Annotated in this window: 16 protein-coding genes; 7 read left to right on the forward strand and 9 right to left on the reverse strand. The window is 74.5% G+C overall.

Annotated features, from left to right (window positions below):
- Positions 1-176: 176 nt before the first annotated feature.
- Entirely contained in the window at positions 177-467 is a 291-nt protein-coding gene (locus GEV43_RS29765; RefSeq protein WP_160824865.1) for a MerR family transcriptional regulator, read from the forward strand.
- A 362-nt stretch (positions 468-829) separates the two neighbouring features.
- On the opposite strand, the gene GEV43_RS29770 is transcribed toward GEV43_RS29765, so the two are convergent.
- Both GEV43_RS29770 and GEV43_RS29775 read right to left on the reverse strand, forming a co-directional pair.
- Positions 830-1,348, reverse strand: coding sequence for a pyridoxamine 5'-phosphate oxidase family protein (locus tag GEV43_RS29770; protein ID WP_160823511.1), 519 nt, complete (start codon positions 1,346-1,348; stop codon positions 830-832).
- A gap of 86 nt (positions 1,349-1,434) precedes the next feature.
- On the reverse strand, positions 1,435-2,850 hold the full coding sequence (locus GEV43_RS29775; RefSeq protein WP_160823512.1) for a PLP-dependent aminotransferase family protein: 1,416 nt from the start codon (positions 2,848-2,850) through the stop codon (positions 1,435-1,437).
- Between the two features lie 112 nt (positions 2,851-2,962).
- On the opposite strand from GEV43_RS29775, the gene GEV43_RS55265 reads away from it, so the two are divergent.
- The 4 genes from GEV43_RS55265 (at position 2,963) to GEV43_RS29790 (ending at position 4,926) form a co-directional block, all read left to right on the forward strand.
- A complete protein-coding gene (locus GEV43_RS55265) occupies positions 2,963-3,136 on the forward strand; it encodes a hypothetical protein (RefSeq protein WP_309239903.1) in 174 nt (57 codons plus the stop codon).
- Positions 3,094-3,711 carry a metallophosphoesterase gene (locus GEV43_RS29780; RefSeq protein WP_309240053.1) on the forward strand — a complete coding sequence of 206 codons (618 nt, stop codon included), beginning with the start codon at positions 3,094-3,096 and terminating at the stop codon, positions 3,709-3,711. Before GEV43_RS55265 ends, GEV43_RS29780 begins: the two co-directional genes overlap by 43 nt.
- Positions 3,712-3,735: 24 nt before the next feature.
- On the forward strand, positions 3,736-4,368 hold the full coding sequence (locus GEV43_RS29785) for a Type 1 glutamine amidotransferase-like domain-containing protein (RefSeq protein ID WP_160823513.1): 633 nt from the start codon (positions 3,736-3,738) through the stop codon (positions 4,366-4,368).
- Positions 4,369-4,467: 99 nt separating this feature from the next.
- Entirely contained in the window at positions 4,468-4,926 is a 459-nt protein-coding gene (locus GEV43_RS29790) for a DUF5990 family protein (protein ID WP_160823514.1), read from the forward strand.
- A 34-nt stretch (positions 4,927-4,960) separates the two neighbouring features.
- On the opposite strand, the gene GEV43_RS29795 is transcribed toward GEV43_RS29790, so the two are convergent.
- From GEV43_RS29795 to GEV43_RS29810, 4 genes are all read right to left on the reverse strand, one after another.
- Entirely contained in the window at positions 4,961-5,608 is a 648-nt protein-coding gene (locus GEV43_RS29795) for a hypothetical protein (protein ID WP_160823515.1), read from the reverse strand.
- Positions 5,609-5,679: 71 nt separating this feature from the next.
- Positions 5,680-7,230 carry an alpha/beta hydrolase gene (locus tag GEV43_RS29800; protein ID WP_160823516.1) on the reverse strand — a complete coding sequence of 517 codons (1,551 nt, stop codon included), beginning with the start codon at positions 7,228-7,230 and terminating at the stop codon, positions 5,680-5,682.
- Between the two features lie 175 nt (positions 7,231-7,405).
- Positions 7,406-8,854 (reverse strand): argininosuccinate synthase, encoded by a 1,449-nt coding sequence (argG, locus tag GEV43_RS29805; protein ID WP_160823517.1) that lies wholly within the window; start codon positions 8,852-8,854, stop codon positions 7,406-7,408.
- Positions 8,855-8,940: 86 nt separating this feature from the next.
- Positions 8,941-9,408: an STAS domain-containing protein gene (locus tag GEV43_RS29810; protein ID WP_160823518.1), complete on the reverse strand. Its 468-nt coding sequence runs from the start codon at positions 9,406-9,408 to the stop codon at positions 8,941-8,943.
- 494 nt (positions 9,409-9,902) lie between these two features.
- Between GEV43_RS29810 and GEV43_RS51350 the strand changes: the two genes are divergently transcribed.
- Positions 9,903-10,592 (forward strand): response regulator transcription factor, encoded by a 690-nt coding sequence (locus GEV43_RS51350; RefSeq protein WP_309239904.1) that lies wholly within the window; start codon positions 9,903-9,905, stop codon positions 10,590-10,592.
- A 146-nt stretch (positions 10,593-10,738) separates the two neighbouring features.
- Here the strand turns inward: GEV43_RS51350 and GEV43_RS29820 are convergent, their stop codons facing one another.
- Positions 10,739-11,314: a TIGR03086 family metal-binding protein gene (locus GEV43_RS29820; protein ID WP_160823520.1), complete on the reverse strand. Its 576-nt coding sequence runs from the start codon at positions 11,312-11,314 to the stop codon at positions 10,739-10,741.
- Between the two features lie 113 nt (positions 11,315-11,427).
- Positions 11,428-12,345: a LysR family transcriptional regulator gene (locus GEV43_RS29825; protein ID WP_175250155.1), complete on the reverse strand. Its 918-nt coding sequence runs from the start codon at positions 12,343-12,345 to the stop codon at positions 11,428-11,430.
- 144 nt (positions 12,346-12,489) lie between these two features.
- Here GEV43_RS29825 and GEV43_RS29830 point away from each other — a divergent pair, with 144 nt between their 5' ends.
- Positions 12,490-13,329, forward strand: a complete 840-nt coding sequence (locus GEV43_RS29830) for an SDR family NAD(P)-dependent oxidoreductase (protein WP_160823522.1) — start codon at positions 12,490-12,492, stop codon at positions 13,327-13,329.
- Between the two features lie 63 nt (positions 13,330-13,392).
- On the opposite strand, the gene GEV43_RS29835 is transcribed toward GEV43_RS29830, so the two are convergent.
- Positions 13,393-14,631 (reverse strand): Cmx/CmrA family chloramphenicol efflux MFS transporter, encoded by a 1,239-nt coding sequence (locus tag GEV43_RS29835; RefSeq protein WP_309239905.1) that lies wholly within the window; start codon positions 14,629-14,631, stop codon positions 13,393-13,395.
- Between the last annotated feature and the right edge of the window lie 31 nt (positions 14,632-14,662).

Below are 14,662 nucleotides of genomic sequence, written 5' to 3' on the forward strand. Positions count from 1 at the left end.
CTGGGGCCCCCGTTGTCGTTCCCCGGAACGGCATCGCAGACGGCAGTACGGAAGGTTTTGTGGAAGCACCCCAGACGGCTCCGGCCGGCGACCGGTACGACGACGCGCACGACGCCGGCGAGGCGCCGGACACGCTCGACGGCAAGCTCGACGACGACGACTACCCGGCCTACAGCATGGGCCGCGCGGCGGAGATCCTGGACGTCACCCCGGCGTTCCTGCGCAGCCTCGACTCCGCCAAGCTGATCGTCCCGCAGCGCTCGGGCGGCGGGCACCGCCGCTACTCGCGCTACCAGCTCCGGCTCGCGCAGCGCGCCCGCGAACTGATCGACCAGGGCACCGCCCTGGAGGCGGCCTGCCGGATCATCATCCTGGAAGACCAGCTCGCCGAGGCCCAGCGCATCAACGCCCAGCTCCGGCGCGGCCACCGCAACGGCACGGGCGACCCGCCCGCCCCCGGGCACTGACCCCGCCCGCGATCGCGCGGTGGTCCCGTCCGCGGTCGCGCGGTGGTCCCGTCCGCGGTCGCGCGGTGGTCCCGTCCGCGGTCGCGGGGTGGTCCCGTCCGGCGGCCTGTCCTCCGGCTCGGCGTCCGCCACGCGACGGCCCGGCGGCCCGGCGGGCGGTCAGACCGTGATCGCCTGTCGGCCGGCGGACCGCCGCACCGCGATCCGCTTGCGCGGCCCTCCGCCCTGCCCTGCGGCCCGGCCTCCGCGCGCTGCCCGGCGGCCTGCCGCGCCGGCCGGTCGCACTGGCGCTCCAACCCTCCGCGCGAACGGGGCGGTCGGCGTCGGCGGACGTCGCGGCGGGGCGTCCTGGCCGGTCGGTGTCAGTCGCCTTCGGGGAAGCGGTAGCTGGTCTGGGCGTGCGGCTGCTTGGCGAACGCGAGCACCTTGCCCGGGACGATCCGGAAGACCGCCGCGGGATCGTTCTTGCCGCCGAAGACGCCGTCGCCGACCTCGAAGTGCCACGCGCTGCCGTACTTGGCCTCGTACGCGTCGGCGAGCCGTCGCAGGGCGGCGTTGTCGGCGACCCGGGCCGCCGTGCCCTCCACGACGACGTCGAGGCCCTTGGCCCACGTGTTGTTCCCCGTGGTCAGCGCGACCTGCCGGTGGTGTTCGAGGTTGTGCGCCTTCTGCTCCCCGAGACCGGTGCAGAAGTGCATGGCGCCGTCGTGGAAGATCGCGATCAGCGGGGTCACGTGCGGTCGGCCGTCCGCCCGGACGGTGGTGAGCCAGTACAGCTCCGCCTCCTCCAGGACGCGCACCACGTCCGGCCACGGCGTCGGCTCCGCCGCCGGGTCGCCGAAGCGGCGGTCGAGTCGGGCGGTCGGCTCTGCGTCGGTCATCACGAACCTCCTGGCGCGCACGATGTGGATTCTTGTGAGAAGACCCCTCGGCCGGTGGGAACTCATCGGTCGCGGCCGTGCGGTGGTCAGCGCAGGATCTCGCACAGGGCGTCGAGGGCGTGCGGGTACGCGGACTCCGGCGGGGTGCTGTAGCCGACGATGAGGCCCTGCGGGTTCGGGCCGGGACGCTGCCAGAACTCCTCCAGGGGCTGAACGGCCAGGCCGCGCGAGCGAGCGCGGCGCAGCGCCTCGGCCTCGTCCGGACCCGGCTGCGGGAGGGGCAGCAGGGCGTGCAGCCCGGCCGCGACGCCCTGCGCGCGGACCCGCGGGGCCCGTTCGCGCAACCGCCGGACCAGCAGGTCGCGGCGGCGCCGGTAGCGCAGCCGCGCCGCGCGCACGTGCCGGTCGTACGCGTGGCTCTCGATCATGTCGGCGAGGACGAGCTGCCCGAGCGACTGGGTGTGGGCGTCCGCCAGGTACTTGGCCTCGGCGACCGGCCCGACCAGGCGGGCGGGCAGCACCATCCAGCCGAGGCGCAGCCCCGGGCCCAGCGTCTTGGACGCGGTGCCGACGTAGACGACGTGCTCGGGGGCCGTGCCCTGCACCGCGCCGACCGGCCGCCGGTCGTAGCGGAACTCGCCGTCGTAGTCGTCCTCGACGACCGTCCCGCCGGTGGCCCGTGCCCAGGCGGTCGCGGCGTGGCGGCGGTCCGGACGCAGGGTGGCGCCGGTCGGGTACTGGTGGGCGGGGGTGAGCACGACCGCCCCGGCGCGCTCGAAACCGGCGCCCGCGAGGAGCCCCGTACGGGCGCCCAGGCCGTCGGCCGGCAGCGGCACGACGTCCGGCCCGGCGCGCCGTACCAGCGCCCGGTGGTACGGATGGCCGGGGTCCTCCATCGCGAACGCGGCCGTCCCGGCGTCCGCGAGCACGCGCGCGAGCAGGCCGAGCGCCTGCGTGTAGCCGGAGGTGACCACGATCCGTTCGGGATCGGCGGCCACGCCGCGGGCGCGTCCGAGGTAGCCGGCCAGGGCCGCGCGCAGCTCGGGGCGGCCCCGCGGGTCGCTCAGCGCGTGGACGTCGGGCGGCGCGGTGGCGAGGACGCGCCGGGTGGAACGCAGCCAGTCCGCGGCCGGGAAGGCGGTCAGATCGGGGCGTCCCGGCCGCAGGTCGTACCGGGGCGCCTCGTCCGCCTCGGGGGACGCGGCGGCCGGGCCGGTCCGCCCGTCGCCGGGGCGCCGGACCCGCGCGACCCTCGGCCGCGCGCCGGGACGGCTCGCCAGGTAGCCCTCGGCGGCGAGCTGGTCGTACGCGGCGCTGACCGTTCCGCGGCCCACACCCAGGTGCAGCGCCAGCGCCCGGGACGACGGCAGCGCGGTGCCCGGCGCCAGGCGGCCCGCCTGGACGGCCGAGCGCAGCGCGCGCTCCAGACCCGCCCGGCGGCCCAGCGACGGGTCGAGGTCCAGATGGAGGTCGATGCCCGAACCTGTTCGATCTTTCGGCATGAGACTGGATCTTAATTTCGGACCGGTCGCCTCCTAGCGTTCGGGAGGGCGGGACCGGACGTCGGCCCGCCACTCCGCCGGGCCTCCGCGCCCTTCCTGACAGGGAGTCACCTTGCTCGTTCTCACCCAGCTCAGCGACCTCCACCTCGACGGCGGAGAACGGCGCGCCGCCCGCGCCGAACGGATCATGGACCATCTGAACGGCCTCGCCGCCCCCTCGACGCGGTCCTCGTCACCGGGGACATCGCGGACCACGGCGCGCCCGAGGAGTACGAGCAGGCCCTGAAGGTGCTGTCCTCGCCGTACCCGGTGCTCACCTGCCCCGGCAACCACGACGCGCGCGGACCGTACGGCCGGGTCCTGCTGGGACGCGAGAGCGGCGGCGACGCGGCCCCCGTCAACACCGCGCACCGGATCGGGGGCGCCGTCTTCGCGCTCTGCGACTCCACGGTCCCGGGCGAGGACCGCGGGTTCCTGGCCGACGAGACGCTCGCCTGGCTGGACGCCGTGCTCGCCGCCGAGCCCGCGGCCCCGGCGTTCGTGTGCTTCCACCACCCGCCCGTCCCGCTGCACGCCCCGTACGTCGACCCGATCCGCCAGTTCGGCGAGGAACGCCTGGCCGCCGTCATCGCGCGGCACCCGCAGGTGGCGGCCTTGCTGTGCGGGCACGCGCACACGGCGGCGGCCACCTCCTTCGCCGGACGCCCGCTGCTGGTGGCGCCCGGCGTCGTCTCCCGCCTCGTCTTCCCGTGGCGCGAAGGCGAGGGCGAGCCCGTCGACTACGAGGCGCCCCCGGCGGTCGCCTTCCACGTCCTCCACGACGACCAGCGCCTCGTGACCCACTACCGCGCCCTGCCCTGACCCCTGGCAGAGTCGATATCCGTGATGGGAAGTCCTCAACGGCTGTTCCTGGGTTCTGCGGGGTTGGGGGCGCTGCCCGCCTGGCTGGCCTCGCTGCCCGTCGCGCCGCGCCGGGCCGCGCTGGTGCCCACGGCCGCCAACCGGCTTCGGTCCGCGCCCTTCGTTCGCGGGGCCGCTGACCTGCTCGTTGCCGCGGGCATGGTCGTTGAACGCTTGGATCTCGAACCCGCCGCGCCGTACGACGTCGAGCGCGTGCTGGGCCGGGTCCAGGTCGTCGTGGTCACCGGCGGGCACGCCATGTTCCTGTTGCAGCACGTGCGGCGCAGCGGGTTCGACCGGCTCGCGACGGCCGCGGTCTCCGGCGGGGGACTGGCCTACGCCGGGATCTCGGCCGGAGCGACGCTCGCCGGGCCGGACCTCCGGCCCCTGCGTGCGGCGGACGACCCGGGGGCCGTCACGTCGACCGCCGGGCTCGGGCTCGTGCCGTTCGCGGTGCTGCCCCATCGCGACCGGGGACGCGCCGCGCGGCACGACCGGCTGGCCGCCGACCCCGCGCGGCCGTGCCCCATGGTCTCGATCAACGACGACCAGGCCGTCACCGTCACCGGTACGAGCTGGGAGATCCGCCCGTCCGGCCCTTGGACCGGGGTCCCGTAGGGCGCCGAGGCGGTGGACGGCGGGTGGACGGCGGGCGGTCGGCGGTGTCGTGGACGGACCGGGCTTTCGGGGGCGTTCGGGGCGAGGCAGGATGGTGGGGTGCTGGTTCGCATCGAAGCGTCGGAGCTGCCTGGCCGCGAGTGCGGTCAGGGGCCGGGAGACCCCGGCTACCGCAACGTTCACGTGGGCGTCCAGCGGAAGGACCGCCCCGACGAGATCCTCGGCCTCCACCCCGGCGACGCCGCCTCGGCGGCGTGGGACCTGGAGGTCGACGCCGCCCGGAAGGAGACCGGGTGGGATCTCCGCGGCCCGTACGTGCAGGGCCGTCCCGGCGGCCGGTTCGTCTACCTGTCGTGGGGGACGGTGGACGGGGACGGGGCGTTCGCGATGTTCCGCCGGGCGAAGCTGTGGTTCGACGGCGTCGCGCCGGACGTCATGGAGGCCGCAGCGCGGAACGGCCTGCTCCTCGCGCGGCTCGGCCTGACCGACGCCCGCGGCGAGCCGCTGTGCGCGACGGTCCGCCCGCCCCTCGTCCGCTGGACGGCACCCGCCGCGTGAGCTGGGGGACCCCCTTCCGTACGCCCCGGAGCTCTCAGCAGAACGCGATCGCCGCTCCGGTCGCCATCGAGTGCTTCGCCGCGCGGATGAGTTGCAGGCATTCGCGCGACTCGACGCCGTAGCGCCGCCAGACCTCGCCCTCCGAAGCCTCGGCGTCGCACGCACCGGTCACCTCCTCGGAATCGGGATCGAGGTCTTCGGGCAGGCCGAGCGCGGCGGCGACGCCGCGGGCCTCCGCCAGCAGGCGCACCGACGAACCCAGGAGCGCCCCGGGAAGCCGTTCGTCGAACAGGACCGGCGCGAAATCCACCGGAACGTAGTAGCCCTCGCAGTCGGAGTGATGGACGAGATGGTCGAACGGACCGGCCGGGGTCCGCGGACAGGCGTCGTACGACTCGGCGAGCAGCGGATCGTCCGTCGCGTCCCCGACGGCGTCGAGGGGCTCCGGCAGGCTCGCGTTCCGTTCGAGATGGACGGCGAGGCGACGCAGGGCGTGCAGGCCCCCGTAGCCCGACATCTCGTAATCGGCGACGTCCTCTTCGTCCAGGTCGGGTTCGTCCCACCGCTCGGCTCCGGCCCCGGCGAGCAGCTCCCGGGCGATCGCGAAGTGCGCCCGGAACGTCTCGGCTTCCTCGTCGTCCCCGATGTCCGCGAGGAGGCCGACGATCACGTTCAGTCCCATGGGCGGGATCCTGCCAACCGGGTCGGACAGAACAGGACCCCCGCACGGACGGGACGGGACGGCCGGGCCGTTCAGCGTGAGTCGCGGGGGGCCGGGCAGGTGGAGTCGCGGTGGGGGAGCGGGCCGCCGCTCAGGTAGGCGGCGACCGCGCGGTCCGCGCAGGGGACGGGGCGCTTGCCCTCCAGCCCGCGCCCGAAGACGCCGTGCGAGCGGATGTCGACCGTCACCAGGCGCGATCCGGCCAGCTTGCGGTGCAGGGCGACCGCGCCGGGATAGGGGACGTTGTTGTCGCGGCGGGCCTGGAGCATGAGCACGGGCACCGCGTTGCCGATCCGCACGGCGGGTTCGCGGGGCGCGACGGGCCAGAACGCGCACGGGGCGATCATCCCGTTGACCAGCGGCCCGAACACGGGCTGGTCCGCGCGGCCGCGCTGCATGTTCGCCCAGTACCGCTCTGGGTCCCGCGGCCAACCCCCGGCGGGCCAGCCGCCGTCCCCGCACATGAACAGCGCGCCGCCCACCATGAGGTCGGCCAGCCCGGACGAACCGGCCAGGCGCAGGAACCCGGCCAGGTCGGCGTCGGGCGTGACGGGCCTGCCCGCCGCGGCGTCGGTCAGCGTACGGACGGAACGGGCCAGCGCAGGATCGTTCTCGGTGTGCTGGACGAGCTGCCGGAAGTACAGGCGCAGCAGCGGGGCGTTGAGCGGCTGCCCGGCGACCGTGATCGGACGGGTCTCGGCCCGCGCCAGCAGCCGCTGCACCCCGGCGCGCACGCGCGCGGGGGTCGTGCCGAGGCGGTACTCCCTCGAATGCCGCGCGGTCCATGCCGCCCACTCGTCCAAGCCCGACTCCAGGGGCCCGCCCGCCTGGCGGAACAGTTCGTACTGCGTGGAATGCCCGTCGGTGGAGGAGTCGATGACGATGCGGTCGGTGTGGCGGGGGAACATCTGCGCGTAGACCGCGCCGAGGTCGGCTCCGTAGGAGGTGCCGTAGTACGACAGCCTGCGCTCGCCCAGCGCGGCGCGGATGACGTCCATGTCGCGGGCCACGTTGCGGGAGGACGCGTGGGGCAGCAGGGCGGTGTTGCCGCCGTGCGCCCCGCAGCGTTCGGCCGTGGCGCGCGCGTCCCGTACGGACGCCTCGAAGTCCGCGCGCGGGGACGTCGCGCCGGGCGGACTCGGCGGCGGCGCGGGATCGCACGTGATCGGCGTGCTCTCGCCCAGGAACCGCGGATCGAACCCGATGAGGTCGTACCGGTCGGCCGCGCCCTTCAGCGCCGGACGCAGCGAAAGCGTGTAGTCCAGGCCCGTCCCACCGGGCCCGCCGGGATTGGACAGCAGGACGCCGCGCCGGTGCGCCTTGTCCCTGGCCGGGACGCGGGAGACCGCGATCTGGATCGTTCGCCCGCCGGGCGCCGCGTAATCGAGCGGAACGGTCACTCTCGCGCATTGCGCGCCCGCTTCGTTCAGCTCCTGCTGGCCCGGCGAGCACGGCCCCCAGACGAGCCGCTGGTGCTGGAAACGGGCCGTCGGCGACGGCCGGGACGCGGCGGACGCCGGAACGGCCAGCGCCGGGACGGCGGCCGCAGCCGCGAGGACGGCGGCCAGGGGAGTGGTGCGCATCGTGCTCCATTCGACTGGAATCGAGGAGCACGACACTAGGAACGTGGACGGCGATCCGACATCGGGCCAGCCCGTGATCCGACGACTAGGGCCGGCCCCCTTGACAGCCGCCGCACCCAGGCAGCCGCACTCGGGACGCCGCGCCGTTCGGGCCGCCGGAGCCGTTCCTCCGGGCTCAGTCGGTGCCGAGTTCCATGGCGGCGCGGTCGAGCAGCTCGTCGTCGGCGGCCTCGCCCCGCGAGGCGATGGCCCCGGCGGCGCCCTCGGGCATCGCGCCGATCAGCCCGGTCGAGGCCGCCTGCGCGGCGCCGATCAGCGTCGAGTGCGACGCGCTGCCGACCATGCCGAGCACCGCGTACTGCTCCAGCTTGGCGCGGGAGTCGGCGATGTCGAGGTTGCGCATGGTGAGCTGGCCGATCCGGTCGACCGGGCCGAACGCCGAGTCCTGAGTGCGCTCCATGGACAGCTTGTCGGGGTGGTAGCTGAACGCCGGCCCGGAGGTGTCGAGGATCGAGTAGTCCTCGCCGCGCCGCAGGCGCAGGGTCACCTCGCCCGTGACGGCCGTGCCGACCCACCGCTGGAGCGACTCGCGCAGCATCAGCGCCTGCGGGTCGAGCCAGCGGCCCTCGTACATCAGCCGGCCGAGCCGCCGCCCCTCGTTGTGGTACGCGGCGACCGTGTCCTCGTTGTGGATCGCGTTGACCAGCCGCTCGTACGCCGCGTGCAGCAGCGCCATGCCCGGCGCCTCGTAGATGCCGCGGCTCTTGGCCTCGATCACGCGGTTCTCGATCTGGTCGGACATGCCGAGGCCGTGCCGGCCGCCGATGGCGTTGGCCTCCAGCACCAGGTCGACCGCGGAGCCGAACTCCTTGCCGTTGACCGTCACCGGCCGGCCCTGCTCGAAGCCGATCGTGACGTCCTCGGCGGGGATCTCGACGGTCGGGTCCCAGAACCGCACGCCCATGATCGGCTCGACGGTCTCGATGCCCGCGTCCAGGTGCTCCAGCGCCTTGGCCTCGTGCGTCGCGCCCCAGATGTTGGCGTCGGTGGAGTACGCCTTCTCGGTGCTGTCCCGGTAGGGCAGGCCGTGGGCGAGCAGCCACTCCGACATCTCCCGGCGTCCGCCGAGCTCGCTGACGAACCCGGCGTCCAGCCACGGCTTGTAGATCCGCAGCGACGGGTTGGCGAGCAGGCCGTAGCGGTAGAAGCGCTCGATGTCGTTGCCCTTGAACGTCGAGCCGTCGCCCCAGATCTGCACGTCGTCCTCGAGCATCGCGCGCACGAGCAGGGTGCCGGTGACGGCGCGGCCGAGCGGGGTGGTGTTGAAGTAGCTGCGGCCGCCGGTCCGGATGTGGAACGCCCCGCAGGTCAGGGCCGCGAGCCCCTCCTCGACGAGGGCCGCCCGGCAGTCGACCAGCCGGGCGACCTCCGCGCCGTACGCCGTCGCGCGCCCGGGCACCGAGGCGATGTCGGGCTCGTCGTACTGGCCGATGTCGGCGGTGTAGGTGCACGGCACCGCACCCTTGTCGCGCATCCACGCGACAGCAACCGAGGTGTCGAGGCCGCCGGAGAAGGCGATCCCGACGCGTTCGCCGACAGGCAGGGAGGTAAGCACCTTGGACATGAGCAGAAGTATGCACCCCAATGTATTTCCATGCAACCGCCCCGCCGGAACCCGTCCCGGTCGCGCGGGCCGGCGCCGCGGCGCCGTCAGGAGTGCTGCTTGCGGCGCGGCCCTTGCCGGGGCGCCGGGCGGTCGGCGTGGCGGGCCACCGCGCCCTGGACGCTGATGCTGCTCTCGATGTGGCCGTCCAGGCCGGTGCGGTTGAGGATCCGCCGCAGCATCTCCGGCAGTTGCGCGAGGACGAAGCGGCCCTGGCGGGCGCGGACCGCCTTGTCGATCGCGATCAGTGCGCCGAGCCCGGAGGAATCGCAGAATTCCACTCCGGCCATGTCCAGGACGACGCACGGAGCCGTATGGGCCATCGCTTCGGCGGTGACGTGCTCCCGCATTATCTCCGCGGTGGTGAAGTCGATTTCCCCGCCCAGATGGACGATGACGCATCCGGGCCGCCGCTCGGTGTGAAAGCGCAGCCGGTCGGCGGCGGCGGCCGTGGACCGGGCACTCGAACGCGATGATCCGGTGGGCTCCTGCTGCTGGTCAGCGACGGTGCTCACGCGTGTCTCCTTCCCCGAGGCTCCCGTTCCCCGTGAGAACTACCGCATACCCGTGCGCACATCGATCATGCCGGGGAGGCGAAGTCCGTCGCCGATGGCGAGTGGCGCGCGACGCGTTCATCGGGGCCTATGGGAGGGGAATTGAATTCTCCAGGCAATTCGTTCGGGAGGCGGGACGGGCGGGATGCGGCGGCGGCCCCGCGGGCGACGACCACCCCATCGGTGACCGGACTCCGCGGCTCCGAGACCGCTCGCCGGACGCGTACGGCATCGCCCCTACCGGGGGCCACATCCGGCCTGACGGGTCCCTCCGGTCCCGATGGGGCGTGCCCGGCCGGTCGCGGCGGAATCGGACAGTGAATGCACAATTCGTTGGTGCTTTCTGGGGATATGCCTACGCAGGGCGGCCGCCCTTGGGCGCTCCGGGAAAGCCGCCTGGCGCATGGGCGAGGGGTCGGGACGGGGACCGTTCGGGGGCGATTTACCCTGGGTCCGTGGCCTGTGGCGATGTGCTGATCGTGGAAGACGATCGTGAAATTGGTTCGGATCTGGTCACGGTTCTGAGCGCGCACGGATATGCGGCGGTGCTGGCGGCGGACGGCTCGCGGGCGACGGAGTCGGCGCTCGGCCGGCCGCCGCAGTTCGCCCTCGTCGATCTCGGACTGCCGGACATGGACGGCGTGGCGCTGTGCCGTTGGCTGCGCGACGCCCTCCCCGAGGTGGCGCTCGTGGTCGTGACGGCGCGCAGCAGGGAGTTCGAGGTCGTCATGGCGCTGGACGCGGGAGCCGACGACTACGTGGTCAAGCCGTTCAGGGTGGCCGAGCTGCTGGCGCGGCTGCGCGCCCTCGACCGGCGCAGGGTGGCGCGGTTCGGGCCCGGGTCGGTCGGCGTGGGCGAGCTGCGGCTGGACCTGGCGGCCCGGCGCGTGCTCCTGGGCGGGGTGGAGGTGGATCTGCGGCCCCGCGAGTTCGACCTGCTGGCGCTGCTGCTGTCGCGCGCGGGCCGCGTGGTGTCCCGGGAGGAGCTGATGCGCCGGGTGTGGGGGACCGACTGGTTCGGCGCGACCAAGACGCTGGACGTGCACGTCTGCGCCCTGCGCCGCAAGCTGTCGGTGTACGGGCACGATCCGGGCCGCATCAGCACCTTGCGCGGCCAGGGATACCGCTACGAGACAGGCCCCTGAACCCCGTACGGAGGCGAACGACCCCGCGCCCCATCGTTCGCCGCCTCTCTGCCTGACCGATGGACGTCCCCGCTGTTCGCCGCCCACACCGTGAGCAGTGAACGCCCCCGTTGCCCACCGTTCGCCTGGCTGCCGGTGGGGAGTGGTCAGGGGTTGCGGCCGGTGACGGCGACTATCCGGTCGAGCAGTGGGGCGTCCGCGGGGACCTCGACGGCGGGGCCCCAGAGCGCGGGGACGGGGGCGTTCGGGACGAACGAGACGACGTGGTCGTAGCAGGCGCGCAGCGTCCCGTCCGGGAGGGCGATGCGCTGGCCGGTGGCCTTCGCGATGTCCCAGCCGTGCACCACCAGCTCGGTCAGCGCGATCCTGCCCCAGACCTCGTTGGGCAGTTCGAGGCCGCCCGTCGTGGTGGCGCCCTGCCAGGCCGCGGGGTCGGTCCAGGCTTCGCCGAGCGCCCGCAGGTGCTCGGGAACCGCCCGCAGGTGCTCGGGAACGCCGTCCCGGCCGCCGTCGCCGGGGTCCGCGGCGGCGGGCTCGTCCGCTTCCTCGCGGGCCGACTCCTTGCGGGCCAGCGCGGCGAACCCCACGGCCACCTGGTCGACGTGGCCGACGAGGTCGCCGACGCTGTACTCGGCGCACGGGGTGGCGGCGGCGAGCTGGTCGCCGGCGACCCCCGCCAGGACGTCGATCATGGAACGGCACGCGGGCCTCAGGTCGATCATCGTTGCTCCTCTTCGGCGGCGTTTCCTTCGGGTCGCGGCGCGACCTCGGAGATACAGACGACCGTCGGCGCCGGGAATCGTCGGGGCCGGAGGGAAACGGGGGACGTACGGGCTCACTGTGGCGTGTCGGTCTCGATCGCGGCGGCACGGAGCGCGGCGGCGAGGCGGGCGGCCGGTTCGGGGAGCGGCCCGGGGAGGCGGGCGAGCAGGAGGCGCCGCTGCTCCTGGGGTCCGCCCCGCACAGGGAGGGCGCGCACGCCGGGCGGTAGCGCAGGGGCCAGCGAGACGGGCACGGTGGTGATCCCGCAGCCGGCGGCGACGAGGTGGAGCTTGGCCAGCCAGTCGCGCGCGGTGTGGGCGATCTCGGGGCGTTCGTCCAGGCCGGGCCACACCCCCATGACCTGGTCCTCGCCCGCGCCGGCGATCCAGCTCCGCCCGTTCAGGTCGGCGACGTCGACGTACTCGCCGCGGGCGAGCGGATGCCCGGCGGGCACGGCGACCTGGAGGCCGCGTTCGGCGAGCGTGCGCAGTTCGAGGGCCGGCGTCTCGGTGTCGGGCGGGCGGAACGGCGGAGCCGAGGCCAGGACGGCGAGGTCGATGGTCCCGGCGCGCAGCGCGCGCACCTGCGCCGGGGTGCTGCCCTCGCGGGTGATCACGGTGATGGACGGGTGCGTCCGGCGCAGCGCGGCGAGCGCCCGGGGCACCAGCACGGCCCCGGCGCTGGCGAACCAGCCGAGGCGGACCGTGCCGTGCTCGTCGGGCAGGCCCGCGAGTTCCCGCGCGGTGGAGTCGATCTGGTCGATCACCGTGGCGGCCCGGCGCACCACGATGCGCCCGGCCGGCGTCAGCCGCACCCCGTCGTGGCGGCGCTCCAGCAGCGGCGCGCCGGCCGCCCGTTCCAGCGAGGCGATCTGCCGGGAGACCGCGGACTGGGTGTAGCCGAGCGCGGTGGCCGCTGCGGTGAGCGTGCCGCGCTCGGCCACCTCGCGGAAGACGCGCAGCGCGGTGAGTGAGGCGTCGCTGAAGGCCATGACGTTCAAGCATAGGCGGGGTGACGAACTTTCGCTGGTGGCATGGTCGGCGGATGCCTACCGTGATCGTCATGGGGGCGCCGCCGGGCCGTCGCGCGGCGGCGCCCGCCGTTCAGACCGTTTGCTCGGACCGTGAGGAATCCCATGACGACCGCACCGAAAGTCGCCCTGGTCACCGGGGCCACCCAGGGCCTCGGCCTGGCCCTGGTCGAAGGGCTCGCCCGCCGGCTGGCCCCCGACGACACCGTCTACCTCACCGGCCGCGACGCCGGCCGCGTCGCCGAGGCCGTCCGCGCCGTGCCCGGCGGCGGGGCCCGGGTCCGCGGCGAGCTCCTCGACGTCGCCGATCCCGAGGCCGCCGCCCTGCTCGCCGGACGGCTGGAGGAACGGCACGGGGGCGTCGACATCGTGTTCAACAACGCCGTCATGCGGGTGGGCCCCGACGACGACCCGCGGGAGATCATCGACGGGTACGCCGAGGTCAACAACTTCGGCACCACCCGGGTGCTGAGGGCGTTCGGCCCGTTGCTGCGCGACGGCGGGCGGCTCATCGTCGTGGCCAGCTCGCTCGGCACCCTGCACCACCTCGCGCCCGTGCTGCACGACCGCTTCGACGGCCTGGCGTCCCTGGACGAGGTGGACGAGCAGACGGCGGCCTGGCGGGACGCCGTCAAGGACGGCACCGCTCGCAGCGGGGCCTGGCCCGGCTTCGTCAACATCCCGTCCAAGATCGCCCAGGTCGCCGCCGTGCGGGCCCTCGCCGAACGGCGGCGCGAGCGGGACGCGGCGCGCGGCGTCCTGCTCGCCGCCGTCTGCCCGGGGATGCTGAACACCCCGACCTCGGCGCTGTGGTGGGACGTCGGCGACGCGGCCACGCCCGCGCAGGGCGCCGTCCCCCTTCTGGACCTCGCGCTCGGCCCGGTCGACCCCGACCACTACGGGCAGCTCGTCCGCCACGGCAAGGTGGTGCCCTGGCGGCCGTGACCTCCGTGCCTTGGGGGCATCCGTCCGCGTACGGTTCGGACGTGCGCGGGCGGGGCGGCGGAGTCAGCTCGCCGGGCTCGCCGCCGTCCGCGAGTGGCGGCGCGTGAGGGCCCGGTCGAGGAGGACGGTCGGCACGATGGCCGCCGCCAGAGCGGCGCCGATCCAGGCGACCGAAGTGACGTCCGCCCCGGCGTTGAGGGCGAGCCCGGCGAGCGCCGGCACGAGGCTGATCCCGAGCTGGAACGCCGAGACGGTGGTGGCCCCGGCGAGCGTCGGCGCCTCGGCCGCGATGGTGAACACCCGCCCGTAGACGGCCGGGTTCAGGACGAAGCCGGCGATCCCGAGGAGCAGGACGAGGGGGACGACGGCCCACGCGTGTCCCGCGAGCAGCGCCAGCAGGACGGAGACGGCCATGATCCCGAACGCTCCGGTCAGGAGCGCGTGCGCGGGCCGCCTGTCGGCGATCCGGCCCCCGATGGACAGCCCGACGAAGGCGCCCACGCCGAACAGCGCGAGGACCGCGGGGACCCATGCGCCCGGCATGCCGGTGATGTCGGTCAGCAGCGGCGCCAGGTAGTTGAACGAGATCATGTAGGCGGCGGTGCTCAGGATCGTGGCGGCGTAGACGACCCACAGCTGCGGCCGCCCCATGGTGCGCAGCTCGCGCCGTACGCTCGGCTCGGCGTCCGTGCTCGTCGCGGGCACCGCCAGCAGGGTCAGGACCGCGCCCGCCGCGGTCAGGGCGACCACGCCCCAGAACCCGCCCCGCCATCCGGTGAAGTAGCTGAGCGACGCGCCCGCCGGCCCGCCGGCGACCATCGCCAGGCTGAGCCCGCTGACGACGACCCCGGAGGCGCGCGCGGTGCGGTCCGGCGTGACCAGGCCGATCGCGGTGACGGCCGCGACCGCCCAGAACCCCGCGTACGCCAGGCCGCAGACGAACCGGGTGGCCAGCAGCACCCCGTAGCCGTCGGTCAGCAGCCCGATCGCCAGCGAGACCGCGAACACGCCCTGGGTGGCCACCAGCGTGGTCCGCCGCGGCCAGCGCAGCGTCATGATGGCGAACGGGGGCCCGCCGATGACGACGCCGATGGCGAACGCCGAGATCAGCGCCCCGGCCGACGACAGTCCGACCCGGAGATCGTCCGCGACCGCCGGGAGGACCCCGGCCAGCAGGAACTCCGCGCTGCCCATCGCGAACAGGCTGAACGCGAGCAGGTAGACGCCGAGCGGCAGCCTCCCGCCCGTGCCCCGCGCCCGCCGCGCGGTCCGGACGTCCACCTCGTTCGTCGCCTCCGTCACGGCGATCACCTCCGCGGCCGATGGTGCGGCC

Origin of the sequence: Actinomadura sp. J1-007, from assembly GCF_009793335.1 — a bacterium.
Lineage (GTDB): Bacteria > Actinomycetota > Actinomycetes > Streptosporangiales > Streptosporangiaceae > Spirillospora > Spirillospora yumaensis.